General features: G+C 64.3%; 23 protein-coding genes. 19 read left to right on the forward strand and 4 right to left on the reverse strand.

All coding sequences use genetic code 11. The features are described from left to right. Positions 1-7: 7 nt before the first annotated feature. The 3 genes from purL to QYC26_RS11760 all read right to left on the reverse strand — a co-directional run bounded on the left by purL (position 8) and on the right by QYC26_RS11760 (position 3,908). Entirely contained in the window at positions 8-2,230 is a 2,223-nt protein-coding gene (gene purL / locus QYC26_RS11750; RefSeq protein ID WP_317512412.1) for a phosphoribosylformylglycinamidine synthase subunit PurL, read from the reverse strand. Positions 2,231-2,420: 190 nt separating this feature from the next. Continuing rightward, entirely contained in the window at positions 2,421-3,188 is a 768-nt protein-coding gene (locus QYC26_RS11755; RefSeq protein WP_317512413.1) for an acyl-homoserine-lactone synthase, read from the reverse strand. A 96-nt stretch (positions 3,189-3,284) separates the two neighbouring features. Next, the gene (locus tag QYC26_RS11760) at positions 3,285-3,908 is read right to left on the reverse strand and encodes a helix-turn-helix transcriptional regulator (protein WP_317512414.1); all 624 of its coding nucleotides are present in this window, start codon (positions 3,906-3,908) and stop codon (positions 3,285-3,287) included. A 247-nt stretch (positions 3,909-4,155) separates the two neighbouring features. Here QYC26_RS11760 and QYC26_RS11765 point away from each other — a divergent pair, with 247 nt between their 5' ends. Further along, positions 4,156-6,270, forward strand: coding sequence for a putative bifunctional diguanylate cyclase/phosphodiesterase (locus QYC26_RS11765; protein WP_317512415.1), 2,115 nt, complete (start codon positions 4,156-4,158; stop codon positions 6,268-6,270). A 61-nt stretch (positions 6,271-6,331) separates the two neighbouring features. On the opposite strand, the gene QYC26_RS11770 is transcribed toward QYC26_RS11765, so the two are convergent. Beyond that, complete coding sequence (locus QYC26_RS11770) at positions 6,332-6,718, reverse strand: hypothetical protein (protein ID WP_317512416.1); 387 nt, start codon at positions 6,716-6,718, stop codon at positions 6,332-6,334. Between the two features lie 168 nt (positions 6,719-6,886). Here QYC26_RS11770 and QYC26_RS11775 point away from each other — a divergent pair, with 168 nt between their 5' ends. The 18 genes from QYC26_RS11775 to ftsA all read left to right on the forward strand — a co-directional run bounded on the left by QYC26_RS11775 (position 6,887) and on the right by ftsA (position 26,420). Then, positions 6,887-7,879, forward strand: a complete 993-nt coding sequence (locus QYC26_RS11775) for a cysteine synthase A (protein ID WP_317512417.1) — start codon at positions 6,887-6,889, stop codon at positions 7,877-7,879. Positions 7,880-7,910: 31 nt separating this feature from the next. Then, positions 7,911-8,252 carry a hypothetical protein gene (locus QYC26_RS11780; RefSeq protein WP_317512418.1) on the forward strand — a complete coding sequence of 114 codons (342 nt, stop codon included), beginning with the start codon at positions 7,911-7,913 and terminating at the stop codon, positions 8,250-8,252. Between the two features lie 56 nt (positions 8,253-8,308). Then, entirely contained in the window at positions 8,309-9,178 is an 870-nt protein-coding gene (locus QYC26_RS11785; RefSeq protein ID WP_317512419.1) for a Gldg family protein, read from the forward strand. 322 nt (positions 9,179-9,500) lie between these two features. Beyond that, entirely contained in the window at positions 9,501-9,956 is a 456-nt protein-coding gene (locus QYC26_RS11790; RefSeq protein WP_317512420.1) for a division/cell wall cluster transcriptional repressor MraZ, read from the forward strand. Further along, entirely contained in the window at positions 9,953-10,903 is a 951-nt protein-coding gene (gene rsmH / locus QYC26_RS11795) for a 16S rRNA (cytosine(1402)-N(4))-methyltransferase RsmH (protein WP_317512421.1), read from the forward strand. Before QYC26_RS11790 ends, rsmH begins: the two co-directional genes overlap by 4 nt. Then, positions 10,900-11,673 carry a hypothetical protein gene (locus tag QYC26_RS11800; protein ID WP_317512422.1) on the forward strand — a complete coding sequence of 258 codons (774 nt, stop codon included), beginning with the start codon at positions 10,900-10,902 and terminating at the stop codon, positions 11,671-11,673. The genes rsmH and QYC26_RS11800 overlap by 4 nt, the downstream gene beginning before the upstream one ends. Next, positions 11,670-13,367, forward strand: coding sequence for a penicillin-binding protein 2 (locus QYC26_RS11805; protein WP_317512423.1), 1,698 nt, complete (start codon positions 11,670-11,672; stop codon positions 13,365-13,367). Before QYC26_RS11800 ends, QYC26_RS11805 begins: the two co-directional genes overlap by 4 nt. Further along, positions 13,367-14,782, forward strand: a complete 1,416-nt coding sequence (locus tag QYC26_RS11810; RefSeq protein ID WP_317512424.1) for a UDP-N-acetylmuramoyl-L-alanyl-D-glutamate--2,6-diaminopimelate ligase — start codon at positions 13,367-13,369, stop codon at positions 14,780-14,782. Before QYC26_RS11805 ends, QYC26_RS11810 begins: the two co-directional genes overlap by 1 nt. After that, on the forward strand, positions 14,770-16,167 hold the full coding sequence (locus QYC26_RS11815; protein WP_317512425.1) for a UDP-N-acetylmuramoyl-tripeptide--D-alanyl-D-alanine ligase: 1,398 nt from the start codon (positions 14,770-14,772) through the stop codon (positions 16,165-16,167). Before QYC26_RS11810 ends, QYC26_RS11815 begins: the two co-directional genes overlap by 13 nt. Next, complete coding sequence (gene mraY / locus QYC26_RS11820; RefSeq protein ID WP_317512426.1) at positions 16,167-17,237, forward strand: phospho-N-acetylmuramoyl-pentapeptide-transferase; 1,071 nt, start codon at positions 16,167-16,169, stop codon at positions 17,235-17,237. The genes QYC26_RS11815 and mraY overlap by 1 nt, the downstream gene beginning before the upstream one ends. Further along, positions 17,234-18,514 carry a UDP-N-acetylmuramoyl-L-alanine--D-glutamate ligase gene (gene murD, locus QYC26_RS11825; RefSeq protein ID WP_317512427.1) on the forward strand — a complete coding sequence of 427 codons (1,281 nt, stop codon included), beginning with the start codon at positions 17,234-17,236 and terminating at the stop codon, positions 18,512-18,514. Before mraY ends, murD begins: the two co-directional genes overlap by 4 nt. Further along, a complete protein-coding gene (locus QYC26_RS11830) occupies positions 18,514-19,737 on the forward strand; it encodes an FtsW/RodA/SpoVE family cell cycle protein (protein ID WP_411197594.1) in 1,224 nt (407 codons plus the stop codon). The genes murD and QYC26_RS11830 overlap by 1 nt, the downstream gene beginning before the upstream one ends. Continuing rightward, entirely contained in the window at positions 19,734-20,900 is a 1,167-nt protein-coding gene (murG, locus tag QYC26_RS11835) for an undecaprenyldiphospho-muramoylpentapeptide beta-N-acetylglucosaminyltransferase (protein WP_317512428.1), read from the forward strand. Before QYC26_RS11830 ends, murG begins: the two co-directional genes overlap by 4 nt. Then, positions 20,897-22,315 (forward strand): UDP-N-acetylmuramate--L-alanine ligase, encoded by a 1,419-nt coding sequence (gene murC / locus QYC26_RS11840; RefSeq protein WP_317512429.1) that lies wholly within the window; start codon positions 20,897-20,899, stop codon positions 22,313-22,315. The genes murG and murC overlap by 4 nt, the downstream gene beginning before the upstream one ends. Further along, positions 22,312-23,244, forward strand: a complete 933-nt coding sequence (murB, locus tag QYC26_RS11845; protein ID WP_317512430.1) for a UDP-N-acetylmuramate dehydrogenase — start codon at positions 22,312-22,314, stop codon at positions 23,242-23,244. Before murC ends, murB begins: the two co-directional genes overlap by 4 nt. Next, positions 23,241-24,161 carry a D-alanine--D-alanine ligase gene (locus QYC26_RS11850; RefSeq protein WP_317512431.1) on the forward strand — a complete coding sequence of 307 codons (921 nt, stop codon included), beginning with the start codon at positions 23,241-23,243 and terminating at the stop codon, positions 24,159-24,161. Before murB ends, QYC26_RS11850 begins: the two co-directional genes overlap by 4 nt. Next, a complete protein-coding gene (locus tag QYC26_RS11855; RefSeq protein WP_317512432.1) occupies positions 24,158-25,177 on the forward strand; it encodes a cell division protein FtsQ/DivIB in 1,020 nt (339 codons plus the stop codon). The genes QYC26_RS11850 and QYC26_RS11855 overlap by 4 nt, the downstream gene beginning before the upstream one ends. Next, positions 25,158-26,420: a cell division protein FtsA gene (ftsA, locus tag QYC26_RS11860; protein WP_317512433.1), complete on the forward strand. Its 1,263-nt coding sequence runs from the start codon at positions 25,158-25,160 to the stop codon at positions 26,418-26,420. The genes QYC26_RS11855 and ftsA overlap by 20 nt, the downstream gene beginning before the upstream one ends. Positions 26,421-26,489 lie beyond the last annotated feature (69 nt).

Here is a 26,489-nt window from a genome sequence, read left to right on the forward strand (position 1 = left end):
CCGATGATCAGGCGAGCGCGGCGTCCGCGCCCATCAGATTGGGGAAGAAGCCTTCATGCGCGGTGCGCAGCGTTTCGATCGCAACATCGGCACCGTTCAGGATACGCACGCTGTCGCCGCCCGTTTCACCGATCGGAAGCGCGGGCACGCCGGCGGCTGCCGCCGCGGTTGCCAGTGCCGCCGGATCGCGGGCGGTGACGAGATAGCGGCCCTGATCTTCGCCAAAGAGCCATGCCGTCGGCGAAACGCCTTCGGGCAGGCCGATTTCGGCGCCGATATTGCCGGCAAGCGCCATTTCGGAAAGCGCGACGAGAAGCCCGCCGTCCGAAAGATCGTGCACCGCGGTGAGCGCGCCGGACAGCACCTGCGCGCGGACGAAGTCGGCGGTTTTCCGCTCGGCGGTGAGATCGACTGCGGGGGCCGCGCCGTCTTCACGGCCATGCACTTCGCGCAGCCAGATCGACTGGCCGAGATGGCCTTCGCCGGCACCGATCAGGACGATGGCCTCGTCCTCGGCCTTGAACGCGACGGTCGACATCGCGTTCACGTCCTGAAGCAGGCCGATGCCGCCGATCGCAGGGGTCGGCAGGATCGCCGAACCGCCGCCGGTCGCCTTCGATTCGTTGTAGAGCGAGACGTTGCCCGAGACGATCGGGAAGTCGAGCGCGCGGCAGGCATCGCCCATGCCTTCAAGGCAGCCCGTGAACTGCGCCATGATTTCGGGGCGCTGCGGGTTGGCGAAGTTGAGGCAGTTGGTCACGGCCAGCGGGGTCGCACCGACGGCCGAAAGGTTGCGATAGCATTCGGCGATCGCCTGCTTGCCGCCTTCATAGGGGTCGGCATAGCAATAGCGCGGAACGCAGTCGGTGCTGATCGCAATACCCTTTTGCGAGCCATGGACGCGCACCACGGCGGCGTCGCCACCGGGGCACTGCACGGTGTCCGCGCCGACCATGTGGTCATATTGTTCCCAGATCCAGCGGCGCGAAGCGATGTCGGGCGAACCCATCATCTTGATCAGGTCGGCGCCGATGTCGCTGCTTTCGGCAATCTCGCCGAGCGGCTTCACGCCGGCCCAGGCCTTGTACTCGTCGCGCGACATGGCGGGGCGGTCGTAGAGCGGGGCATCGTCGGCCAGCGGCGCGAGCGGAATGTCGCAGACGACCTGGCCGTTATGCTCAAGCACCATGCGGCCGGTGTCGGTGACTTCGCCGATCACCGCGAAGTCGAGTTCCCACTTCCTGAAGATCGCCTCGGCAAAGCCTTCCTTGCCCGGCTGGAGCACCATGAGCATGCGCTCCTGGCTTTCCGAGAGCATCATTTCATAGGCGGTCATGCCCTCTTCGCGCTGGGGCACCATGTTCATGTTGAGCCGGATGCCGACGCCGCCCTTCGAGGCCATTTCGACCGAGGACGAGGTGAGGCCGGCGGCGCCCATGTCCTGGATCGCGACGATCGCGTCCGATGCCATGAGTTCGAGGCACGCCTCGATCAGCAGCTTTTCGGTGAACGGGTCGCCAACCTGAACGGTCGGGCGCTTTTCCTCGGCGTCCTCGCCGAAATCGGCCGAAGCCATCGTGGCGCCATGGATGCCGTCGCGGCCGGTCTTGGAACCGACATAGACGATCGGATTGCCGACGCCCGATGCCGCCGAATAGAAGATCTTGTCGGTATCGGCGACGCCCACCGTCATCGCGTTGACGAGGATGTTGCCGTCATAGGCGGGGTGGAAGTTCACTTCGCCGCCCACCGTGGGGACGCCGACACAGTTGCCGTAACCACCGATGCCGTGGACCACGCCCGAAATGAGGTGACGCATCTTGGGATGGTCAGGGCGGCCGAAACGCAGGGCGTTCATGTTGGCGATGGGGCGCGCGCCCATGGTGAACACGTCGCGCAGAATGCCGCCGACGCCGGTTGCGGCGCCCTGATAGGGTTCGATGTACGAAGGGTGGTTGTGGCTTTCCATCTTGAAGATCGCGGCCTGGCCATCGCCAATGTCGACGACACCGGCATTCTCGCCGGGGCCGCAGATGACCTGCGGACCTTCGGTCGGCAGCTTCTTCAGATGGATGCGCGAAGACTTGTACGAGCAGTGCTCCGACCACATGACCGAGAAGATGCCTAGCTCGGTCAGGTTCGGCTCACGCCCCAGGGCGTGAAGGACGCGCTCATATTCTTCGGGGGACAGGCCGTGCTCGGCGACGATCTCGGGCGTGATTCCAGTCATGCCGAGCCCCTAGCGCCAGTAGCCGCATATGTCAGCACCTAAAGACACCCGAAAATGGGGCGCATGGGGAGAAGGGCGGGGGCAGGGGCATTTTCCCGCGCTTGCGGCGCGCATGGCAGCGGCCGACCATGGCCTGCATATGCAGGAGCGCATGGCTTCGTCCGAAGCCTGCGCCCCTGAATAAAGGCGATCAGGCCGCGAGCGATTCGGTCGCGGTTGCCGGTGTCACCACCCGGCGCAGGCGGCTGAGATCCTCGCGGGGGAGCAGATCGGCGATCCCGCGCGCATCGGCGATGCGGCGGGCGGCGTCGTGCACGCTTTCGCCGGGCTCGAGATGGTCGACATAGACATAGGCCGGCTCGGGCAGGTCCCATTTGGCGCGCATCGCGGCGACGGCTTCCTCGTTCACCTCGATCTCGAAAGCGAAGCCCGCGCCGTGGCCGTCCTCGCCTTCCTGGCCGTAATTCACCGAATCGCCCAGCACCTTGAGGTTCCACCCCATGTTGACGAGGAAGTTGAACATGCGGACATCGGTGAAGCCGACCAGCCGGTTCATGCCCTTGGCAAGCATCACCTCGAACGGGGCGGTCATGCACGCGGCCTTGCGGCGCAGGTTCCACGGCTTGCGCCCGAATTCGAGGCAAAATCCGCGCGTCACTTCCCAGCTCTTTCCGTCGTCAATACGGCGGACATCCACGGGAAGTGCGTTGCCGAACAGGTCGCCGACCAGCGAAATATCGTCGGTCGGGCGGACGCGCACCGACATGACGACATTGTGCTTGGTGTCGAATCCGACAAAGTAATTCGTGCGCTCATCATCGAACTGGTCGATGTCGAGACCGTTTTTCAGCGGCAGCTTCCAGCCGAAGCCGTCGGCGAATATCTGTTTGCGTGCAAGGAACAGATCATTCAGCTCACGCCGATATATATGCTGATTCTCAGCATTTATCAGATGCATAACCACTGGAGCGACCCCCGATTAAGTACGGACGAGGGTATAACGGCTGAGCAAACTGGTTATCAATCGATTAACCATCTTATTTTTTACAATGTTTTACTGCGCTATGGCGCGCGGTCCTTCGACCGGCAATCCGGCCAGCCAGCCACGGCGCGCGGCCAGCGACACCGCCTCGGCGCGACTGGCGGCGCCAAGCTGCGAAACCGCATCTTCCATATGCCCCCGCACCGCGAGCGGTGAGAGGTGAAGGCAGTCGCCAATCTCGATATCGCTGCGTCCAAACAGGAACTGGGCGAGGCACTGGCGTTGGACAAGGCCAAGCCCGCTCGCGGTCGGCACGTCTGCTGCGCGCTCGACAAGTGCACCGGCATAGGTCGCATAGACTTCGCACCAGCCGTGCAGGCGGGCGAGATCGGCGGCGCCAAGCGCCTCGCTGCGACCGAACAGGCAGAGATAGAGATCCTCTTCATGCCAGCTTTCGACCGGAATGATCACCAGCCCGGCTTCCTGGCGCGGTGCATAGAGCGGGGTGTCGGCCAGCCGTGCGTGGAGCGCATGAGGAAGTGCCTGGGCATCGCCAAAGCGCAGTTCGGCTTCGTCGTCGACGATCGCCAGACAACCATGGCTGGTAATGCCCATCGCCGCGATCATGTCCGCGAACATCGCGGTCAACGCGCTGATCTCGTCGGTGCGGCTGGCGGCCATATGAAAATCGGCCATGGTGCGCGGCGCGGGTGCCGCGACTGCCGGTGTTGCTATTGACCATGCAATTTGCGCTGGATGTGCCATATCGTCCCCAATGCTTGGGACGGATCTATCGCGCGATTGGGTTAACAAACTTCTAAAAATATATTTAGCAGGCCGTTAACCATTTGGCAGTGCAATCGCTATAACGCTGGGTTTCGGGCTAATCGGTGTGTGGGCGGCGATGGCAAGCATGTTGAAACCTGATCAAGGCATTCGAAACGTGAAGGTTTTTCAGGACATTGACGCAATTCTTTCCCGTTTGAACGGGATGGGGGGCGCCTTTGCCGAACTGATGCGGCGCGAACGCGTATTTTTCGCATCGGTTTTTCCCGAGGACGGACTGGTCGTTTTCGATCGCGGCGCGCAGGAATTGCTGGGGGTCGGACCCGTCTGCGCCGTGCGTGATGTGCTGCGCCTGATCGATCGCCCGTATCGCCGCTTGCTGGTCGAGCGTGTCGCCACGGGGCAGGTACATGACAGCGTCGAGGTAAGCGCCAGCCATGCCGCTGGTCAGCGCAGCCTGCGGATCGCGATGACGCCCGATGCCCAGTCCGGCGGCGTATCGCTAATGGTTCAGGATCTGACCGACGAGCGCGGGATGATCGAGCAGTTGCGAGTCGAACGCGATCATCTGCGCCATACGGTTGAACTGAATCCGCAACTGCCTTGGCTGGCCGATCCGGCCGGCAATGTCATCGCGTTTACCGAGCGTTACGAAAAGCTGACCGGCCGTACGCAGGAAGACCTTGTCGGCAATGGCTGGGAACTGGTGCTCCACCCCGATGATCTGGAATCGGCGGGGGGTGCCATTGCGACGTCGCTGGGGACCGGTCAGCCGCTCGACATGCGCGTGCGGATGCGGATGGCCGATGGCTCCTATCGCTGGTTCCGCGCGACCTGCTATCCGCTGCGCAACGATGCGGGCGAGATCATCCGCTGGTTCGGCTATACCGAGGATATCGACGATTATGTCCTGATCGAACAGCGTATTCGCTGGACCGCCGAGCATGACGCGCTCACCAAATTGCCCAATCGCGCGGTGTTCAACCACAAGCTCGAACGCGCGATTTTCGAGGAAAGCCGTCTGGGCCAGAAGGTCGCGATCCTCCTGGCCGATGTCGATAATTTCAAGGATGTGAACGACGTTCTCGGCCATGATGCCGGCGATGCGCTGTTGCGTGCCTTTGCCGATCTGATCGGCCGGGTGCTGCCCGATGGTGCGCTGCTCGCGCGGATCGGGGGTGATGAATTCGCGATCATCCTGCCGTTCGAAGGCGCGATCAGCGAGGTCCAGCAGCTGAGCGATCGGATCTTCGCTGCCTTGAAGGATCCGGTGGCGATCAACGGCCACAGCGTCGAATGCCGGATTTCGATCGGGGCGTCGGTCTTTCCCTTTCACGGGCAGAGCCCGACCGAATTGTTCAAGAATGCCGATATCGCGCTTTATGAGGCCAAGGCACGCGGGCGTGGTCAGATGACGCTCTTCTCGCTCGAGATGAAGCAGGAAACGCAGCGCCGCGTCGCGATGATCAATCTTGGGCGCAAGGCGGTCGAGACCGATTCGATCATTCCCTTCTATCAGATGCAGATGGATCTGATGACCAATCGCCCGCTCGGCTTCGAGGCGCTGCTCCGCCGCCGCGACCGGCAGGGGCGGATCTGCGCGCCGGCCAGCATCGCCGCCGCGTTCGAGGATGCGGGCGTGGCCGAGGCGCTCGGCGATGCGATGCTGAAAGCGGTGCTTTCGGATATGCGCCGCGCGCGTGACATGGGGGTCGACATGGGCGCGATGAGCGTCAATTTCTCGACCGCCGAATTCCGCAACCCCAGCTTCGCCGAGCGCCTGTCAAACCGGGTGGCGGACGCGGGGATCGATTTTCGGTCCTTCGTGATCGAAGTGACCGAAAGCGTCTTTCTGGGGCGGCAGGTCGACAATGTCGCCGAAACGATCCGCAAGCTCGACAAGGCGGGCTTCCGCATCGCGCTCGACGATTTCGGCACCGGCTATGCGTCGCTCGTCCATCTGCGCCAGTTGCCCGTCGATACGCTCAAGATCGACAAGAGCTTTGTCCGCAATCTCGCCGACAGCCGTGACGATCTCGCGATCGTCTCCGCGATCATCAATCTGGGCGCCAGCCTCGATCTCAAGATCATCGCCGAGGGGATCGAGACCGAGGCGCAACTGGCGATCCTGCGTGGGCTCAATCTGCATTATGGGCAGGGTTTCCTCTTCGCGCATCCGATGCCGTTCAAGGATGCCTGTACGCTTGCGCTCGCGGCCCAGAATGGTGCGTCGCATTCCTGGTCGGGCGCGCTTCTGGCGGGCGTCAACTAAGCGCAAATAAAAAGGCCGCCCGGCAATGCCCGGCGGCCCAAACTCTAGAACTGAAAAAGGCTCAGGCCTTGCAGGCCTGGCTGCCCTTGCCGGGAAGCTCAAGCGTCACGCTGGCGCCCGAACCGCTGAGCGAATAGCCCTCGGCAACCATCGGCTGGCCGGCTTCGGGAGCCTTGACCTGCGTCGGCGTGCCATTCTTTTCGAGGCGGATGTTCGCCGACTTGTCGTCCGACAGGAAGTCGACAAAGACGAGGCTGTTGTCCTTGCAGCGATAGGTCTTGCTTTCCTTCACCGAAGGGGGAAGTTCGACAGGGGCTGCGTTGGCAAGTTCCTCGGCCATGTCGTCGCGCGGACCGCCGGCAACAATGGTTTCGGGTTCGGTGTTGCAGGCGGACAATGCGAGAAGCGCAGAGCCTGCGGCGAACATAAGCGTAAAGCGAGTCTTCATAACGGCCTCAACGCTTCGCGCGTGCATCCTTGCGCGTCAAGCGCTGTTTGTGCAGCCAGCCCCGTTTCTGCCAGTCTTTGGCGCGGCGAAACCGGGAAACCGGTGCTTGATGCCATCTGCAGAAAGCCTTGCTTGGCGTTTGCCGCCTTTGGGCCTAGCTATTGCGGGATGACGATCACAGCTGACACGCTTTCCCTTATCGGCAACACCCCGCTGGTGCGGCTTGCCGGCCCCTCCGCAGACACGGGCTGCGAAATCCTCGCCAAGTGCGAATTCGCCAATCCGGGCGCCTCGGTGAAGGACCGCGCGGCGCTCTATATCGTCGAGGATGCCGAGGAAAAGGGCCTGATCAAGCCCGGCGGCACCATCGTCGAGGGCACCGCCGGCAATACCGGCATTGGGCTGGCGCTCGTCGCCAATGCCAAGGGCTATAAGACCATCATCGTGATGCCCGAGACACAGAGCCGCGAGAAGATGGATACGCTGCGCGCGCTGGGGGCCGAACTCGTGCTCGTGCCGGCCGCGCCCTATTCGAACCCCGGCCATTTCGTGCACACCTCGCGCCGGATCGCCGAGGAAACCGAAAACGCGCTCTGGGCCAACCAGTTCGACAATATCGCCAACCGCAAGGCGCATATCCTGGGCACCGCCGAAGAGATCTGGGAACAGACCGGCGGCAAGATCGATGGGTTCACCTGCGCGGTGGGCACCGGCGGCACGCTCGCCGGCGTCGCGCTCGGCCTGAAGGCGAAGAACGAGAATATCCGCATCGCGCTCAGCGATCCGCACGGCGCCGCGCTTTACAATTATTATGCCTGCGGCGAACTGAAGGCCGAGGGCAGCTCGGTTGCAGAGGGTATCGGACAGGGACGGATCACCGCCAATCTCGAAGGCGCGCCGATCGATACCCAGTTCCGCATTTCGGATGCCGAGGGTCTGGAGCAGGTCCACCGCCTGTTGCAGGAAGAGGGGCTGTGCCTTGGTCTTTCGTCGGGCATCAACGTCGCGGGGGCGATCGAGTTGGCGCGACAGATGGGGCCGGGGCACACCATCGTCACCATCCTGTGCGATACCGGTTTCCGATATCTTTCAACGCTCTACAATGCGGATTGGCTGACGTCGAAGGGGCTTGAAGTCCCCGCGTCGTTGCGTGCGGGCTGACGGGCGTTCGACAAGGCGGTCTTGAACCGCTATGTACCGTGACGTGCAATCGGGATCGCAAAACGAACGGCAGGAGCGCCTGCAGCGCATTCGCATCGGGATAACCGGCCTTGCGGTCGTGTTTCTCGTGGTGCTGAGTGCAGGCGCGCTGACCAATTCCGCGAGCGATGAGCTCAGTGTCGACCAGAATGGCGAACTGGGGAAGGGGGATGATCTGCCCGCGCTGATCGGTAACAGCCTTTCGCGCGAGCCTTTGCCGCAGGAACCGCTGGTCGAACTGGGCGTCACGCCCAGCACGGGTTCCGAAAACGGCACGGCGAGCGCCAAGCCCGCCAATCCCGCAAACGCGATGCCGCCGAGTCCGACGCCCTGAGGGCTGGTTTGCCGCCCATCCGATCTCGTCTGTCTACGCTGTGCGCCGCGCTGGCGTTGCTGCTTGGCGTGCAGTCCGCCCAGGCTGTCCAACCTGCCGAAGATCCGCGTCCTTCGCTCGCGCTGATGACCAGCCTGCCCATTATCTGGGGAGAGGGGGATATTGACGATACGCTGGCCGGGCGGCGGCAGAGTGCGCAAAGCTACCGCTTTCTGGAGACGCGCTACCGGCTGACGGTGCTTGATGTCGTTGATGAAAAAGCGCTGGGCGCACACCCTGTGCTCATGCTCGCGCAGCCGCGTGCGCTATCCCCGCACGAACTCGCGGCAATCGATACATGGGTGCGCGGCGGCGGGCGCGTACTGATCCTGGCAGACCCCTCGCTCCACTGGCCAAGTGTTTATCCGCTCGGCGATCCGCGCGCGCCGCTTGCGGTGACCTTGCTCGATCCCCTGCTCGATCATTGGGGTGTGCGTGTCGATCTGACGAGCATCGGGCGCCACGCGGCGCCGGTGAGAATGAACTTACGCGAGGGCGCACGCGATTGGCGGCTTTCCGTCGTGGCGCCCGGCGCATTCGTCGCGACGGGCAAGGATTGTCATGTGGAATCGCAAGGGCTTATCGCCCGTTGTCAACTTGGCAAGGGGCGCGCCGTGCTGATCGCCGACGCCGACCTCCTGTCCGATCCGCGCTGGGGTGAGGAGGGTGACGGCAACGGTCCGGCGATTGGCGCGCTTCTCGACGGGCTTTTGGGGATTTCGCGGGATGCGGCGTTGGGGATATCCGGGGATGCGGGGATTTCGCGGGATAGCACCCCCAAGTCTTTAATCGCTGGAAAAGTGCGCTTTACCGCCATTTTTCCTATTTTGACGTTCCTTTTACTGTGTTGCCTTGCCTTTTTTCTTTGGAATCGCCGCAGAAACTGATTCATCCGACTCTGGCAACTGATACATAGGTGTGAGAACATATCAGGAACTTAAGGAATATTGTGAGCAAGTGCGTATTTTTGCCTTTGTAAAAATCACATAAAAATCAATATGTTATTGGCTATCCCCAAAAATCCCCAGAAAACCCCTTTATTCCCCGATGCTCCCCTGATACGAAAAGGCACCTAAAGGCGGGCGTTCCCACTGTTTTCAGCGTTGGCGCGATTTCGGCGATGGCCGGGGTCGAGCGGGGAAGCGTGCGTCTTGCACAAGGGTGAGCAGAAAAGGCGTGACAACGAGGCGGACATTTCGCGGATTTGGGTTGAGTGCGATCGACGGCAAGGGCCGCGTCGCCATCCCCGCGAAGCTGCGCGCCACGCTTGAAATCAATTCCGGCAACGAACGCGTCATCGCCTTGTCGCGCAGCCGCACCTCACCCTGCCTCACCGGCTATGATCTGCCCTATTCGGACCTGCTGCCCGAAGTGCTCGCCCGCGAAATGGCCGAGCGGGAGCCCGACGCGCCCAAGATGAGCCGTGAAAACCTCAACCGTATGGCATTCGGCGTGGTCGAGGACGTGCCCTATGACGCCAGCGGCCGTCTCGTCATTCCGCCCTTCATGCGCAAGCTCGGCCAGTTGGAAGACCTCGCCTTCTTCCACGGCTCGGGCGACATCATCGAAATCTGGAACCCTCAGGTGCTACTGAACACGCCCGACGCACCGCCCATGCTGCTCGATCTGGTGACTTTCCTGCTCGAGGAAAGGGCCGCGAAATGACCATCGCCGCAACGGATCGCCATATTCCCGTCCTCCTCGACGAGGTGATCGACGGCCTCGCCATCGCCCCCGGCGAAACCCATGTCGACGGCACGTTCGGCGCGGGCGGCTATACCCGTGCGATTCTTGCAAAAGGCGCCAAGGTGTTCGCCTTTGATCGCGATCCTTCGGCGATCACCGAAGGGGCCGCGCTGGTTGACGAAAGCGCCGGCAGCCTCGTGCTCGTTCCCGAGCGCTTCTCCCAAATGGCCGAGGCGCTGCAGGCGCGTGGCGTGGAAGTGGTGGACGGCGTGACGCTCGATATCGGCGTGTCGTCGATGCAGCTCGACCGGGCGGAGCGGGGCTTCTCCTTTCAGTCCGATGGCCCGCTCGACATGCGCATGGAACAGGATGGCCAAACGGCCGCCGATTTCGTGAACAATGCCGACGAAGCCGAGATCGCTGACGTGCTTTACCATTATGGCGAAGAGACGCGGTCGCGCCGCGTGGCGCGCGCGATTGTCGAGGCGCGCCCGATCACGCGCACCGGTGAACTCGCCAATGTCGTGCGCAAGGCGCTGGGCCACAAGCCGCACGACAAGAAGGATCCGGCGACACGCACCTTCCAGGCGATCCGCATCCATCTCAACCGCGAACTGGGCGAGCTTGAGGATGGTCTGGCGGCGGCCGAACGGCTGCTCAAGCCCGGTGGCCGGCTGGCGGTGGTGACGTTCCACAGCCTTGAAGACCGGCTGGTGAAAAGATTCCTGCGCGACCGAAGCGGACAAACCCCGCAAGGCTCGCGCCATTTGCCCGTCACGAAGGATGCCTCGGCATCGACCTTCGATCGGGTCGCAAAGCCGATACGCGCCGGGGAAGCGGAAGTCGCCCGCAACCCGCGCGCGCGATCGGCCACACTCAGGGTGGCGTATCGCACCGCAGCGGCGCCGAAGGGGGAAGCGGCATGATCGCGAACAGGTTCAAATCGGTTGGTCGGGTGCTCACCGTCGCGGTCGCGGCGATGGGGCTCTATCTCGTGACGTCGCAGGTCGCGGCCGAGCGCACCGAGCTCGAGCGCGTCAACCGGCAGATCGTGACGGCGAAAAAGGATATCCGGCGGCTGCACACCGAACTCGGTACGCGCGCCAATCTGCGCCAGCTCGAACGCTGGAACGGGGAAGTACTGGCGCTCACCACGCCTGATGCCGATCAGTTCGTCGGTGCCGAAACGCAGCTCGCGTCGCTCGATCGCAGCGGGATCACGCCGGGGCCGCGCTACGCGCCCGCAGCGATGGTGACCGCGATGGTCGCCATTCCCGATAGCGCGACGCTGGCCGAGGCGGCAAAGCCCGCGACCGCCGCCGCAACGCCTGCGCCTGTGGCGGCGCAGCCGACGTCGACTGCGGCGGTGGCGCAGCGCGTGGCGATGGTGCGCGAACAGATGAAGCCTGCGGCTCAGGTGGCGGCGGCTCGCGCGCCTGCACGGTCTGAAAAGCCGGCCCCAGCAAAGCCCGTGAGTGCGGAAAAGCCCAAAGCTACCCCCGTCCGCACCGAATTGGCCCGCGCCGAGGCACCCAAACCGGCAAAGCCCAAGCCCGATGCGCCCAAGGTTGACCGGGTGAAGGCCGATAAGGAGCGCCAACTGGCCCGGCTCGAGGACAAGTTGCTCGATGATCGCCTGATGGGCGAGCTGGCCCGAACGGCACGCACCGAAACCGGCAGGAGACGGGCCCAATGACCACTCTGGTCGCCCGGCCAAATCGCACGCGCGATGCCGGGCAACGATACCAGTGGCTGGCGACTGCGCATCTCCGCCTGATGGTGTTGATGCTGGTATTTCTTGGGGTGGGTCTCCTGATCGGGACCCGCCTCATTTGGCTTGCGGTGTTTGGCGATCCGCCACAAAGCCGCAACATCAGCACCAGCTATGTCCCGATCCGCGGCGATATCGTCGATCGCAACGGCGTGGCGCTGGCAAGCACGATCGATGCCTGGTCGATCGGCATCCATCCCAAAAAGCTGCTGAGCGATCCCGAGGATCTGGCGCCGCGTCTGGCCGAGCTGATGCCCGAACGGAGCGAGGCGCAATATCTCGCGATCCTGCGGTCCGAGCGCACTTTCACCTATCTGCGCCGCCGCGCGATGCCCGAACTGGTGGCGCAGGCAAATGCGCTTGGCGAACCCGCCATCGCTTTTGCGCGCGAGCCCGAGCGGCTGTATCCGCAGACGACGCTTGCCGCGCATGTGCTGGGCTATACCGATTTCGACGGTCGCGGCGTGATCGGCATGGAACGCGTGCTTGAGGAGCGGCTGACCGATCCCAAGCTGCGGAGCACCCCGGTTGCGCTGTCGATCGACAGTCGCGTGCAGGCCGCTATGGAAAGCGAGCTGTTCGCCGCGATGACCAAGCACAGCGCGATCGGCGCGACCGGGCTGGTGATGGATGTCGACACGGGCGAACTCATCGCGCTGGTCTCGCTGCCGGTATTCAACCCCAACAAGTTCGGCCAGTCGCCCGCCGAGGCGCGCCGCAACAACGTGACGCAGAGCGTTTACGAACTGGGGTCGACCTTCAAGCCGCTGACCGTTGCCAAGGCAATCGATGTCGGGGTCGTGACCTCGATGTCGCAGCGCTATGACGCGACCGCGCCGATCGCGATCGGCCGTTTCCGGATCAAGGACGATCACCCGCTCGGCCGCTGGATCAACGTGCCCGAGACACTTATCCACAGCTCCAACATCGTCACTGCGCGGATCGCCGATCAACTGGGTCAGCCGGGGATGGAGGATCTGTTCCGCAAGCTCGATTTCCAGAATCCCCCGGCGATCGAGCTGCGCGAAAAGGGCCGTACGCTGTGGCCGCACAATTGGGGCCGCTCGACCACGCTCACCACGTCCTATGGCCATGGCATCGCGGTCACGCCGCTGCATCTGGCCAGCGCCTATGCGGCGTTGGTGAATGGTGGTATCTGGCGCCCCGCAACGGTGATGCGGGTCGAAAAGGGCAAGGCGGCCGAAGGGCGGCGTGTGTTTACCGAACCGACCAGCCACCTGATGCGCAAGCTTTTGCGCCTCGTCGTGCTCGATGGCACCGGCAGGCGCGGCGATGCCGCCGGATACCGGGTGGGCGGAAAGACCGGGACGGCAGAGAAGCCCGGCGTTGGCGGCTATTCCAAGAAGGTGAACGTATCGACCTTCGCGGCGGCGTTTCCGATGGATCAGCCGCGCTATGTGGTGATCGCGATGCTCGATGCGCCCAAGGGCACGTCCGATACCTTCGGTTTCACTGGCGCGGCGTGGACGGCGGCGCCGGTTGTCTCGAAGGTGATTGCGCGCACCGGGCCGATGCTCGGCGTCATCCCCGATGCCAACAAGGAAGTCGATCTGGCGGCGCTGACGCCGCTGATCTGGAAAGAGAAAAAGGAAAATTGATGCAATTAGGCGCGCTTACCGGCGGAGATGAAAAGGCGGTCGTGACCGGTTTCGCGATCGATCATCGCAAGGTCGCGCCCGGAACCGTGTTCGGCGCCTTTCAGGGCACCAAGGTCAACGGTGAGGATTTCATCCCGCAGGCGGTGGCCGCGGGCGCAGTTGCCATCGTCGCGCGCCGCGGCGCCAGGGTCGACGGCGCGGTGCATATCGTGTCGGACGAGCCACGCGCCGCCTTTGCGCAGCTGGCGGCAAAGTTTTTCGCGCCTTTCCCCGATACCGTGATCGCGGTGACCGGCACCAACGGCAAGACCTCGACCGTCGAGATCACCCGCCAGCTGTGGCGGATCGCGGGCAACAATGCCGCTTCGATCGGTACTTTGGGCGTCACCACGGCGGACGATCAGGTGAAAACCGGGCTCACCACGCCCGATGTCGTTACCTTCCTGTCGAACGTCGCTGGTTTGCGCCGTGAGGGCGTGTCCCATCTCGCGTTCGAGGCATCGAGCCATGGCCTGTCGCAGTACCGGACCGAGGGGCTGCCCGTGACGGCCGCGGCCTTCACCAATCTCAGCCGCGACCATCTCGATTATCACGGCGACATGGCAGCCTATTTCACCGCGAAGCTGCGCCTGTTCGCCGAAGTGGTGCAGGACGGCGGCTCGGTCGTGATCTGGGCGGACGATCCGGAATCGCCCAAGGTGTTTGATCTGGCTTTGGAGCGGGGGCTCCGAGTGCTGGGTGTGGGGGAGCGCGGCGATGCCCTTCGGCTCGTGTCGCGCACCCCCACCCAGTTCGGCCAGACGCTGGAGGTCGAGGCCGAAGGCCGGATGTTCACCGTCACTCTGCCACTGATCGGGGCCTATCAGGCGGCCAATGCGCTGGTTTCCGCCGCGCTCGTGATCGCCACTGGCGGCGATGTGGCGCGCACGCTTGGTGATCTGGCGCGCATTCAGCCGGTGCGCGGGCGGCTCGAACGTGCCGCTATCAGCCGCGCAGGCGCCCCCGTCTATGTCGATTATGCGCACACCCCCGATGCCATCGAGGCGGCGGTGGCCGCGCTGCGCCCGCACGCCAGAGGCCGCATCATCCTCGTCTTCGGCGCCGGTGGGGATCGGGACAAGGGCAAGCGCCCCGAAATGGGCAAGGCGGCTGTCGCGTCGGCCGATTATGTGATCGTCACCGACGATAATCCGCGTACCGAGGATGCGTCCGCCATCCGCGCCGACATCATGGAAGGCGCGCCGGGCGCCACCGAGATTGCCGGGCGGCGCGCCGCCATCGCCGCCGCCATCGCCGAAGCGGGCGCGGATGATATCGTCCTGATCGCGGGCAAGGGGCATGAACAGGGTCAGATCGTTGGCGATCTCGTCCTGCCGTTCGACGATGTCCAGGTCGCCCGGGAATGCGCGGCGTGAAACCGCTCTGGACCTCCGAGGCGCTGGCACGCGCGACGGGTGGCACGGCCTCGGCCGATTTCGCCGTCTCGGGTGTCGCCTTTGACAGCCGCGAAGTCGGGCCGGGCGATCTCTTCATCGCGATGAAGGGGGAGGCCACCGATGGCCACCGCTTCCTCGACAAGGCCTTTGCCGGTGGTGCTGCGGGCGCGATTGTGAGCGAACCCGTCGACCATCCCCATATCCTCGTCGCGGATACCACCGCGGCGCTTGATGCCCTTGGGGTCGCATCCAGGGCGAGGACGGCTGCGAAGATCGCAGGCGTTACCGGGTCGGTGGGCAAGACCGGGACGAAGGAGGCGCTGTTCGCGGCGCTCGACCGCTTCGCCCCCGGCCATGTCCACCGGTCGGTAAAAAGCTACAACAACCATACCGGCGTGCCGCTCAGCCTTGCGCGCATGTCCGCCGATACGCGCTTCGGCGTGCTCGAAATGGGCATGAACCATGCCGGTGAGCTCGCGCAGCTGACGCGGATGGTGCGCCCGCATGTGGCCATCGTCACCGCGATCGCGCCCGCGCATCAGGCCTATTTCGACAGTGTCGAGGCGATTGCCGACGCCAAGGGCGAGATTTTTCAGGGGCTCGAGCCCGGTGGCACCGCCATTGTTCCGTTCGACAGCCCCTACCGCGATCGGTTGATCGCGGCCGCAAAACCCCATGCCGGGCGCATCGTCACCTTCGGCCTGGGCGAGGGGGCCGATGTCCGCGCGCGCGATGTGGTGCGCGCCACCAATGGCGGGTCGCTGGTCAATGCCCGGCTGCACGGTGCCGAGCTGTGCTTCACCATCGCGCATCCGGGTGCGCATTGGGTGTCGAACGCAATGGCGGTGCTGGCGGCGGTTGAGGCGCTGGGCGGCGATCTGGGGCAGGCGGGGCTTGCGCTTGCCGACATGGCCGGGCTCCCCGGTCGCGGCGCGCGCCACAACGTGCCTGTCGACGGCGGCACCGCGCTCGTCATCGACGAAAGCTACAACGCCAATCCGGCCTCGATGGCGGCGACGATCCGTCAGCTGGGCGAGGAAGCCGGGCGCCGCATCGTGATCCTTGGCGGCATGCGCGAACTGGGGGAGGGCAGCGATGCCTTTCACGCCCAGTTGGCCGAGCCGCTGAAAGCGGCGAACGTCCAATATGCACTGCTCGTCGGCGCGGAAATGAAACCGCTCGCAAAGGCGCTTGAAGGCGTAATCGACTTCGCGCATAGGCCCGACGCCGCGGCCGCGCTTGAGCATATTTCCCAGATTCTCGAACCGGGCGACGCGGTCCTCATCAAGGGGTCTAACGCAATCGGGCTATCCCGGGTCGTCGCAAACCTTGTTTCCGGCGCGCTGGGGGGCAGGACGGACTGATGCTCTACCTAATCGCAGAACAGCTTGGTTTTCCAGGAATATTCAATCTTCTCCGCTATCTGAGCTTCCGCGCGGGTGGCGCGGTGGCCACCGCGCTGCTGATCGGTCTGTTGATCGGCCCGCGCTTCATCGGATGGCTTCGTGTCCGCCAGGGCAAGGGGCAGCCGATCCGCACGGATGGGCCGCAGACGCACCTTGCCAAGCGCGGCACCCCCACCATGGGCGGCCTGATGATCCTGACTTCGGTCGCGATCTCGCTGCTTCTGTGGATGGATCTCAGCAACATGTTCGTCTGGGCATGTCTGTTCGTCACCCTCGGTTTCGGCGCGATCGGTTTTCTCGACGATTATGACAAGGTGAAGAAGGCGAGCCACAAGGGCGTGTCGGGCAAGGTGCGCCTGATGGCCGAATTCGTGATCGCAGGGCTGGCCAGCTGGATGATCGTCTCCAAGACGGGCACCAATCTCTATCTGCCCTTCTTCAGCGATGTCTCGATCGATCTCGGCTATTTCTACATCCTCTTCGCCGCGTTCACGATCGTGGCGTTCGGCAATGCGGTGAACCTGACCGACGGGCTCGATGGTCTGGCCACTTTCCCGGTGATCATCGCCAGCCTGGCGTTCATGCTGATCGTCTATCTCGTCGGCAACGTGAAATATGCCACTTATCTTGGCATTCCGCATGTGCCCGGCGCGGGCGATCTGACGATCCTGTGCGGTGCGATCATCGGTGCGGGGCTGGCTTTCCTGTGGTTCAACGCGCCGCCGGCGGCGGTGTTCATGGGCGATACCGGCAGCTTGGCCCTGGGCGGTGCGCTCGGCGCGCTTGCGGTTGCTTCGCAGCATGAAATCGTGCTCGGCATCATCGGCGGCCTGTTCGTGGTCGAGGCGATGTCGGTGATCATCCAGGTGTTCTTCTACAAGCGCACCGGCAAGCGCGTGTTCCGCATGGCGCCAATCCATCACCATTTCGAACAGCTGGGCTGGTCCGAGCCCACCGTCGTGATCCGCTTCTGGATCATCAGCATCGTGCTGGCGCTGGCCGGCCTGTCGACGTTGAAGCTGCGGTGATCGTCTCGGCCGCCTTTGCTGGCAAGTCCTACGCGGTGCTTGGCCTTGCGCGCACCGGCATCGCCACGGTCGAGGCGTTGGTCGCCAGCGGTGCCAGCGTCACCGCATGGGATGATCGCGAGGCGGCGCGCGCCGCTGTCGCCGACAAGGCCACGCTTGCCGATCCGCTGACCATCGACCTAGCCGGTTTCGACGGCGTCGTCGTGTCCCCCGGCGTCCCGCTCAACCGCCATCCAATCGCCGACAAGGCGCGCGAAGCGGGCGTGCCCGTACTCGGCGATATCGAGCTTTTCGCGCAAGCCCGCGCCGGGCTGCCCGCACACCGTGTTGTCGGCATCACCGGCACCAACGGCAAGTCGACGACGACTGCGCTCATCCACCATATCGTGGCGGCGGCGGGGCTCCCCGCACGGCTCGGCGGCAATATCGGCCTGCCGATCCTGGGGCAGGAGCCTTTGCCCGAGGGCGGTGTCTATGTGCTCGAACTGTCGAGCTACCAGATCGATCTGACCACCAGCCTCGACTGCGATGTCGCGGTGCTCTTGAACATCACTCCCGACCATCTCGATCGTTATGACGGTTTCGAAGGCTATGCTGCGTCAAAGGCACGCTTGTTCGCGATGCAGTCGGATGGCCACGCCGCCGTGATCGCGGTCGAGGATGAACCCAGCCGGGCGATCGCCGATCGCCACGCCCGCGCCATCCGCGTTGCCTCAACCGATGTCGACACCGCCGCACAGGCGCATTGGCCGTCGCTACAAGGGCCGCACAATGCGCAGAATGCCGCCGTCGCGACGGCCGCCGCGCGCGCTCTCGGCATTGACGAGGCGGTGATCGCGCAGGCGCTCAGAACCTATCCCGGCCTCCCGCACCGCATGGAGCGTGTGGTCGAACGTGGCGGTGTGCTGTTCGTCAACGACAGCAAGGCCACCAACCCAACCTCGACCGCGCCTGCGCTTGCCGCTTATCCGGCCGTGCACTGGATCTTGGGCGGGTTGGCGAAGACCGATGATCTCGACGCCTGCGTCCCGCATTTCGGCCATGTCCGCGCCGCCTACACCATCGGCAGCTCGGCCGAGATGTTCGCAGCGCTGCTGACGCCGCACATGCCCGTCACCAATTGTGGCGACCTTGATACCGCGGTGCGCGCGGCGGCAGCCGCTGCTCAACCCGGTGAGACGGTATTGCTCTCGCCGGCCTGCGCCTCGTTCGATCAGTTCAGCGATTTCGAAGCGCGCGGGGCGGCATTCCGCGCGGCGGTGGAGGCCCTGGCATAATGGCATCGATTCCCAGCCCTGTTCAGGCACCGGCCGCCGCCAAGCGGCCCAAGGCAAAGCTGATGTCGCGTTTCGGACGCGACAATCACTCACCGCTGAGCATGTGGTTCTGGGAAATCGATCGCGTCCTTCTGCTCTTCGTCACGCTTCTGCTCTCGATCGGGCTCATTGCGGTCGCAGCCGCCTCGCCCGCCGCGGCGGAGCGCTATTCGGATGCCAGCACGCGGTTCGAGCCGCTTCACTATTTCTGGCGACAGCTGGCCTGGGTGGTGCTCAGCGTTCCGGTGATGCTCATCGTGTCGGCGCTCCCCAAGGATGCGGCCCGGCGCATGGCGCTGATCGGCGCCGTCATCTTCACCGCGCTTCTCGCGATCGTGCCGGTGATCGGAGCAGAGGTGAATGGCGCAAAGCGCTGGATCGGGTTCGGTTTCGCGCAGTTCCAGCCATCCGAATTTCTGAAACCCTGTTTCGTTGTCGGTATGGCGTGGCTCCTGTCGCTGCGCGTGCATGACAAGACCCTGCCGGTCTTCATGATTTCGGGGCTGATCACCGGGCTGATTGCGCTTTTCCTGATGCGCCAGCCCGATTTTGGCCAGACGGTGATCTTCGCCGCGATCTGGCTGACGCTGATGCTGCTTTCGGGCGTCAGCGTGAAGATACTGAGCTGGCTCGGAGCGGCGGGTGTTGGCCTCGTCATCAGCGCCTATCTTTTCTACGATGTCGCCACCCGCCGCATCAACGACTTCCTGTTCCAGACGGGGGACACCTACCAGACCGACATGTCGCATGCGACGCTGACGGCGGGTGGGTTGCTCGGCACCGGGCCGGGCGGCGGATCGATGAAGTTCCGCCTGCCCGAAGCGCATACCGACTATATTTTTTCGGTGATCGGTGAAGAGTTCGGCCTGATCGCCTGTTTTGCGATCGCGGCGCTCTATGTTGCAATCGTGGTGCGCGTGATCGTCAAGCTTCTCGATGAAGAGGATATGTTCCAGCTCCTCGCGGCGGCGGGGCTGGCCACCCAGTTCGGTGTGCAGGCGATGATCAACATGGCGGTGAACACGCAGCTCGCCCCGTCCAAGGGGATGACGCTGCCCTTTATCAGCTATGGCGGTTCGTCGATGCTTGCCTTGTCGTTCGGCTTCGGGTTGCTGCTCGCCTTTACGCGGCGAAACCCCTATCTGGTCCGTTCGCCCTATGTTGTTAGATGGAACGGTCGATGAACGTCGTGCGTCACTTTGTTCTCGCCGCCGGTGGCACCGGCGGCCATATGATTCCCGCCCATGCGCTCGCGGCCGAACTCATGGCGCGCGGGCACCGTGTCGCGTTGATCACGGATGAACGCGGCGCACGCATTCCCGGGCTGTTCGACGGTGTTCAAACGCATGTGCTTCCCGCTGGGCGGCTGACTGGCGGTCCGCTTGGCTGGTTGAAGGCGGGGCGCTCGATCATGGCCGGGCGTGCCATGGCGTTGCGGCTTTACGAAACCTTCGAGCCAAGCGCGGTGATCGGTTTCGGCGGCTATCCGGCACTGCCCGCGCTGCTCGGCGCGATGAAGGCGGGAATTCCGACCGCGATCCACGAACAGAATGCGGTACTCGGCCGGGTGAACCGGCTGCTCGCGCGCAAGGCCGATGCGATCGTCACCGCCTATCCCGATGTCCAGCGGCTGAAACCCGGCTGGATGGACAAGGTCCACGTCCTCGGCAATCCCGTGCGCGACGAGGTGCTTGCGCTGCGCGAACAGCCTTTCCCGCCGCTCACCGAAGACGGGATCTTCCGTCTGCTCGTCACCGGCGGCAGCCAGGGCGCCACCGTGCTCTCGGATATCGTGCCCGAAGGGCTGGGGCTCCTTCCGCTCAACTTCCGCCGTCGCCTGCAGGTGACGCAGCAATGCCGGATCGAGGATATCGACCGCGTGCGCGCAACCTATGCCGAGCTTGAAATCCCCGCCGATCTCGCCACCTATCTGCCGGATCTCCCCGAACGCCTCGGCTGGGCGCATCTGGTGATCGCGCGTGCGGGTGCATCGACCATCGCGGAATTGACCGCCGCGGGCCGGCCGGCCATTCTCGTTCCGCTGCCCTCGGCCACCGACAATCATCAGACGTTCAACGTCCGTGAGATGGTGGAGGCGGGCGGCGCACGTTCAATCCCGCAATCCAGCTTTACCTCCGTGGAACTTGCCAAACAGATGCAGAAACTTGCCCTTGAGCCGGGCGCACTCGCCAATGCCGCAAAGCGTGCCTGGAATTGCGGCCGTCCCAATGCCACGCGTGACCTTGCCGATCTGGTCGAAAGCTTCGGGCCCCAGCCCATTGGTGGCGAGACGATCCGCATGAGCAAGCCGCTGCCGCGCATGGGCGGGCAGGAGGCGCTGGCATGAAGGGCGTGCACACCGATATCGGCACCATCCATTTCGTGGGCATCGGCGGCATCGGCATGTCGGGCATCGCGCGGGTGATGAACAATCTGGGCTATAAGGTTCAGGGGTCGGACGTCGCCGAAAGCGCGGTGGTTCAGGCGCTGCGCGATCGCGGCATCAACGTGATGATCGGCCACAAGGCGGAAAACCTCGGCGATGCACGTGTGGTCGTCACCTCGACCGCTATCCGCCGCGGCAATCCCGAGGTCGATCTGGCGCTCGAACGCCGCGTCCCCGTGGTGCGCCGCGCCGAAATGCTCGCCGAACTGATGCGTCTCAAGTCGACCGTCGCGGTCGCGGGCACGCACGGCAAGACGACGACCACCTCGATGGTCGCCGCGCTGCTTGATGTTGGCGGGTTCGATCCCACGGTGATCAACGGCGGCATCATCAACGCCTATGGCTCGAACGCGCGCGTCGGTGCGGGCGAATGGATGGTGGTCGAGGCGGACGAGAGCGATGGCAGCTTCCTGCGGCTCGACGGCACGATCGCGGTCGTCACCAATATCGACCCCGAGCATCTCGATCATTATGGCAGCTTCGATGCGGTGAAGGATGCGTTTGTCGAGTTCGTCTCGAACGTGCCCTTTTACGGTGCGGCGCTGCTCTGCCTCGACCATCCCGAAGTGCAGGCGATCCTGCCGCGCGTCGCCGATCGCAAGATCGTCACTTACGGCTTCTCGGCGCAGGCCGATATCCGCGCTGAACAGGTCACCCCCATCCCGGGCGGCAACCGTTTCGACGCCGTGATCCGCGATTATGACGGCAATGTCCGCCGCATCGAGGGGATCGAGCTTCCGATGCCCGGTCGCCACAATGTCCAGAATGCGCTGGCCGCGATCGGTGTGGCGCTGGAAATGGGCATGGCGGACGAAACCATCGTCGGCGGCTTCCGCAAGTTCGGCGGGGTCAAGCGCCGCTTCACCCATGTCGGCGAAGTCGACGGCGTCACGGTGATCGACGATTACGGCCATCACCCCGTCGAGGTCCGCGCCGCATTGTCGGCCGCGCGCGAGGGGGTGAGCGGCCGCGTGATCGCGGTTGCGCAGCCGCACCGCTTTACCCGCCTGCGCGATCTGATGGATGATTTCCAGCAGGCGTTCAACGATGCCGATATCGTCTATGTCGCTCCCGTCTATCCGGCGGGCGAACAGCCGATCGAGGGGGTCGATGCGCAGGCGCTGGTCGACGGGCTCAAGCGTCGTGGCCACCGTGCGGCGGCCACCATTGCCGATGCCGATGCACTGGCGAAGACGCTGGCCGATGTCGTCCATCAAGGCGACATGGTCGTCTGCCTCGGCGCTGGCGACATTACCAAATGGGCCGCCGGGCTGGCCGATGCGATCGGCGCGGTGCGCAAGGGCCTTGCGGCATGATGCAAAAAGCTGCCCTGCCGGACGTTCGCGGCAGGCTGACACCGCATGCGCCGCTTGCTCCCCTTGTCTGGTTCAAATCGGGTGGTGCGGCCGAATGGCTGTTCGAGCCCAAGGATATCGATGATCTGCGCGCCTTTCTCGCCGATCTCGATCCCGCCGTGCCCGTCATGGGGCTTGGCCTTGGATCGAACATGATCGTGCGCGACGGCGGCGTTCCGGGTGTCGTCGTGCGTCTGGGCAAGCCCTTCGCCAAGGTCGAGGCGTTGGACGCGACGACGCTTTGCTGCGGTGGCGGGGCGAGCGGCATTCTCGTTTCCTCCACCGCGCGCGATGCAGGGGTGGGCGGGCTCGAATTCCTTCGCTCGATCCCCGGCACGGTCGGCGGTTTCGTGCGCATGAACGGCGGCGCTTATGGCCGCGAGGTGAAGGACGTTCTCGTCGAGTGCCAAGTCGTGCTGCGCACCGGCGAGCTGAAGACGCTCCCTGTCGCGGCGGTCGGCTACAGCTATCGTCACAGCGCCTTGCCCGAAGGCTGCATCGTCGTCGGCGCTACCTTTCGCGGACATGGCGAGGATCCCGAGGCGATCCAGCGCGAGATGGACCGGATCGCGGCCGAGCGCGAAGCCTCGCAGCCGCTCCGCTCGAAGACCGGCGGATCGACCTTCAAGAACCCCGATGGCGACAAGGCCTGGCGTCTTGTCGACGAGGCGGGGTGCCGCGGCCTGCGCATCGGCGATGCCCAGGTTTCGGAAAAACACTGCAATTTCCTGCTCAACCTTGGCGAGGCGCGTTCGGCCGAGATTGAGGCCCTGGGCGAGGAAGTCCGCCGCCGCGTCAAGGCGAAGTCGGGCGTGACACTGGAATGGGAAATCCAGCGCATCGGCGTCCCCGCCGCAGGCGCGGATGACAGCGTAGGAGTAGAAGCGTGAGCGAGACCTTGCACATTGTTGTTCTGATGGGCGGCTGGTCTTCCGAACGCGAAGTTTCACTGATGAGCGGCAACGGCGTGGCCGATGCGCTCGAAAGCCGTGGCCACAAGGTGACGCGCGTCGATATGGACCGCAATGTCGCGCAGGTGCTGGCCGAGCTGCGCCCCGATGTTGTCTTCAACGCGCTGCACGGCGCACCGGGTGAAGATGGCACGGTGCAGGGCATGCTCGATCTGATGCAGATCCCTTATACCCATTCGGGGCTGACGACCTCGGTCATCGCGATCGACAAGGAACTCACCAAGCAGGCGCTGGTGCCGCACGGTATCCGTATGCCCGAAGGCCGCATCGTCGAGAGCGAAACGCTGTATGCGGGCGATCCGATCGCGCGCCCCTATGTGCTGAAGCCCGTCAACGAAGGCTCGTCGGTCGGCGTCGCCATCGTGATGGACGGGGGCAATTACGGCAATCCCATCGGCCGCGAGGCCAAGGGGCCGTGGCAGGAATTTGAACGGCTTCTGGCCGAACCCTTCATCCGTGGCCGCGAACTCACCGTCGCCGTGATGGGGGACCGCGCACTCGCCGTCACCGAGCTCAAGCCCAAAAGCGGCTTTTACGATTACGACGCCAAATATACCGATGGCCTGACCACCCATGTCTGCCCCGCCGAAATCCCCGCGGATATCGCGGCGGTGGCGATGGACATGGCGCTGCGCGCACACCAACTGCTGGGCTGCCGTGGCACGTCGCGCTCGGATTTCCGCTGGGACGATGAACGCGGTGTTGAGGGGCTCTACCTGCTCGAGGTGAATACCCAGCCGGGCATGACTCCGCTCAGCCTCGTTCCCGAACAAGCGAAATATTGCGGCATTTCCTATGCCGAGCTGTGCGAGCAGATCGTGCGAGACGCCCTATGAGATCAGCCACGATCAAACGTGGCAAGAATGCGGGCGGGCGCCCCAATGTGGGCGCGCGCCGCAAGGTCGCGCCCAAGAAAAAGGGTCTGCTGGCCAAGGCGGTCGAGCATCTGCCCATCAGTGAAGAAGCGCTCGAGACATATTTGAAGCGCGGCACGATCGGGCTCGGCGCGGCACTGGTGATCGGTGTCGCCACCTTCGCGGGCCTGCCGCAAATGGCCTATGTCGAAGCGGCCGAGCTTGTCGGGCGCGCCGGTTTCGAGGTGAAGCGCGTCGAAGTGACGGGGATCGACCGGATGGACCGGCTCACCGTCTATGCCGTCGCGCTCGATCAGGAATCGATGGCGATGCCGCTCGTCGATCTCGAAAAGGTGCGCGGCGATCTCTTGGGCTATGGCTGGATTCGCGATGCGCGCGTTTCGCGCCGCCTGCCCGATACGCTGATGGTCGACATTATCGAGCGTCAGCCCGCCGCGATCTGGCAGAATGCCCGGCAACTGAGCCTCATCGACCGCGACGGCGTGGTGCTCGAGCCGGTAAAGCTCGACGCGATGCCCGATCTGCCGCTGGTGATCGGTCCCGAAGCCAACCGCCAGGCAACCGCGCTCGCCGCGCTGATGGAGGCCGCGCCCTCGCTCAAGCCGCTGATGGCGGGGGCAACCTGGGTCGGCAATCGGCGCTGGGATCTGCGCTTCCAGTCGGGCGAGACGCTGGCGCTGCCCGAAGGCGAAAAGGAATCGGCGGCCGCGCTGGTCAAATTCGCGCGGATGGACGGTATGGAAAGGCTGCTGGGGCGCGGCTTCCTGCGCTTCGACATGCGCCTGCCCGACAAGTTCGTGGTGCGCGTGCCGCCGCAGGGCACGGCGAAAAAGGATGTGCCGGGGGCTGCTCCCGGCACGGCAGCTACTGCAGGCGCGGCCGCAGCGACAGGCGCCGCACCGGCCAATGCGGTGGCGGCCAGCGATGGCGATGCGGGCGAGGTGAAGGGAGACGGGAATGGCACAAACACGGGGTGACGGGCTGATCACTGCGGTGGACATCGGCTCTTCCAAGGTTTCCGCCTTGATCGCGGAACGGACCGAGGGGGGCGAGCTTCAGGTGCTGGCCACCGGGCAGCGCGAGAGCCAGGGCGTCAAGCGCGGCTATATCGCCGACATGCCCGCCACCGAAAAGGCGGTGCGCGAGGCGGTGGAGCAGGCCGAACGGATCGCCGGCACCAATATCGAGGATGTCTGGGTCAGCTTTTCGGCCGGTGGGCTGGTGAGCGACATCGCCTCGGTCGAGGTGGAGCTTGGCGGCCACCGGATCGAGCAGGACGATATCAACGAACTGCTGGCGGCCGGCCGCAATTCGATCGATCCCGATGGCCGCATGGTGCTCCATGCCCAACCGACGCTCTACACGCTCGACGGGCTGCGCGGGGTCAAGAAGCCGCTGGGGCTGCATGCTGATCGTCTGGGTGTCGATATTCATGTCGTCGCCGCCGATGGCTCGCCCGTGCGCAATCTCGACCTATGCGTGCGCTCGGCGCACCTTGAAGTGAAGTCGATCGTCGCGGCGCCCGTGGCGACCGGGGCGGCCTGCTTGTCCGACGAGGAACGCGAACTGGGTGTCGCGCTGGTCGAACTCGGCGCGGGCGTCACCAACGTGTCGCTCTTTGCGGGCGGCATGCTTGTCGGCCTTGCCTCGATCCCGATCGGCGCGGCCGATATCACCGATGACATCGCCTCCGCCTTCGGCACGCGCCGCATGCATGCCGAGCGGATGAAGTGTTTCTATGGCTGCGCCACCGCCACCCCGCGCGACAATCACGACATGGTCGAGGTGGCGCCGATTTCAGCCGATGACGACAGCGGTGAGGCGGCGCGCATCACGCGGGCGCAGCTGATCGCGGTGATTCGCCAGCGGCTCGAGCATCTGATGGGCGAAATCGGCAAGGCGCTGAACGAACTGGGCTTCACCGGCCCGGTCGGTCGTCAGGTCGTGCTCACCGGCGGGGGCGCTGAACTCAAGGGAATTGCGGACTATGCACAGGGTGCGCTGGGCCGCGCTGTGCGTGTTGGTCGTCCTCGGGGGTTGATTGGTTTGCCGGATGCGCATAGCGGTCCTGCCTTCTGTACCCTTGCCGGGCTGGCCCAATATGCGGCGAGCAACCCCACCGATCTGCGGACTATCGTATTGAACCATCAGATGGTCCATCGTCCTGCCGGATCGGGGTTGATCCAAAGGCTGCTGACCGCTTTCAAGGCTGGGTACTGATGACAAAATCGATTCCAGAATTTTGTCGAGTCGCCGTTTTTTCTGGTGATTCGGCGAATCTATTAGTGC

Origin of the sequence: Sphingomonas sp. C3-2 (genome assembly GCF_033025475.1) — a bacterium.
In the GTDB taxonomy this organism is placed as follows: Bacteria; Pseudomonadota; Alphaproteobacteria; order Sphingomonadales; family Sphingomonadaceae; genus Sphingobium_A.

What these genes read in the sequence shown, in the direction of transcription:
- QYC26_RS11830 (WP_411197594.1), top strand. Translation starts at nt 18,514, where the DNA reads ATGGCATCGATTCCCAGCCCTGTTCAGGCACCGGCCGCCGCCAAGCGG.
- QYC26_RS11760 (WP_317512414.1), bottom strand. Translation starts at nt 3,908, where the DNA reads ATGGCCGATTTTCATATGGCCGCCAGCCGCACCGACGAGATCAGCGCG.
- rsmH (WP_317512421.1), top strand. Translation starts at nt 9,953, where the DNA reads ATGACCATCGCCGCAACGGATCGCCATATTCCCGTCCTCCTCGACGAG.
- QYC26_RS11755 (WP_317512413.1), bottom strand. Translation starts at nt 3,188, where the DNA reads ATGCATCTGATAAATGCTGAGAATCAGCATATATATCGGCGTGAGCTG.
- QYC26_RS11855 (WP_317512432.1), top strand. Translation starts at nt 24,158, where the DNA reads ATGAGATCAGCCACGATCAAACGTGGCAAGAATGCGGGCGGGCGCCCC.
- QYC26_RS11810 (WP_317512424.1), top strand. Translation starts at nt 13,367, where the DNA reads ATGCAATTAGGCGCGCTTACCGGCGGAGATGAAAAGGCGGTCGTGACC.
- QYC26_RS11775 (WP_317512417.1), top strand. Translation starts at nt 6,887, where the DNA reads ATGACGATCACAGCTGACACGCTTTCCCTTATCGGCAACACCCCGCTG.
- ftsA (WP_317512433.1), top strand. Translation starts at nt 25,158, where the DNA reads ATGGCACAAACACGGGGTGACGGGCTGATCACTGCGGTGGACATCGGC.
- murB (WP_317512430.1), top strand. Translation starts at nt 22,312, where the DNA reads ATGATGCAAAAAGCTGCCCTGCCGGACGTTCGCGGCAGGCTGACACCG.
- murC (WP_317512429.1), top strand. Translation starts at nt 20,897, where the DNA reads ATGAAGGGCGTGCACACCGATATCGGCACCATCCATTTCGTGGGCATC.
- purL (WP_317512412.1), bottom strand. Translation starts at nt 2,230, where the DNA reads ATGACTGGAATCACGCCCGAGATCGTCGCCGAGCACGGCCTGTCCCCC.
- QYC26_RS11805 (WP_317512423.1), top strand. Translation starts at nt 11,670, where the DNA reads ATGACCACTCTGGTCGCCCGGCCAAATCGCACGCGCGATGCCGGGCAA.
- QYC26_RS11800 (WP_317512422.1), top strand. Translation starts at nt 10,900, where the DNA reads ATGATCGCGAACAGGTTCAAATCGGTTGGTCGGGTGCTCACCGTCGCG.
- mraY (WP_317512426.1), top strand. Translation starts at nt 16,167, where the DNA reads ATGCTCTACCTAATCGCAGAACAGCTTGGTTTTCCAGGAATATTCAAT.
- QYC26_RS11780 (WP_317512418.1), top strand. Translation starts at nt 7,911, where the DNA reads ATGTACCGTGACGTGCAATCGGGATCGCAAAACGAACGGCAGGAGCGC.
- QYC26_RS11815 (WP_317512425.1), top strand. Translation starts at nt 14,770, where the DNA reads ATGCGCGGCGTGAAACCGCTCTGGACCTCCGAGGCGCTGGCACGCGCG.
- QYC26_RS11770 (WP_317512416.1), bottom strand. Translation starts at nt 6,718, where the DNA reads ATGAAGACTCGCTTTACGCTTATGTTCGCCGCAGGCTCTGCGCTTCTC.
- murG (WP_317512428.1), top strand. Translation starts at nt 19,734, where the DNA reads ATGAACGTCGTGCGTCACTTTGTTCTCGCCGCCGGTGGCACCGGCGGC.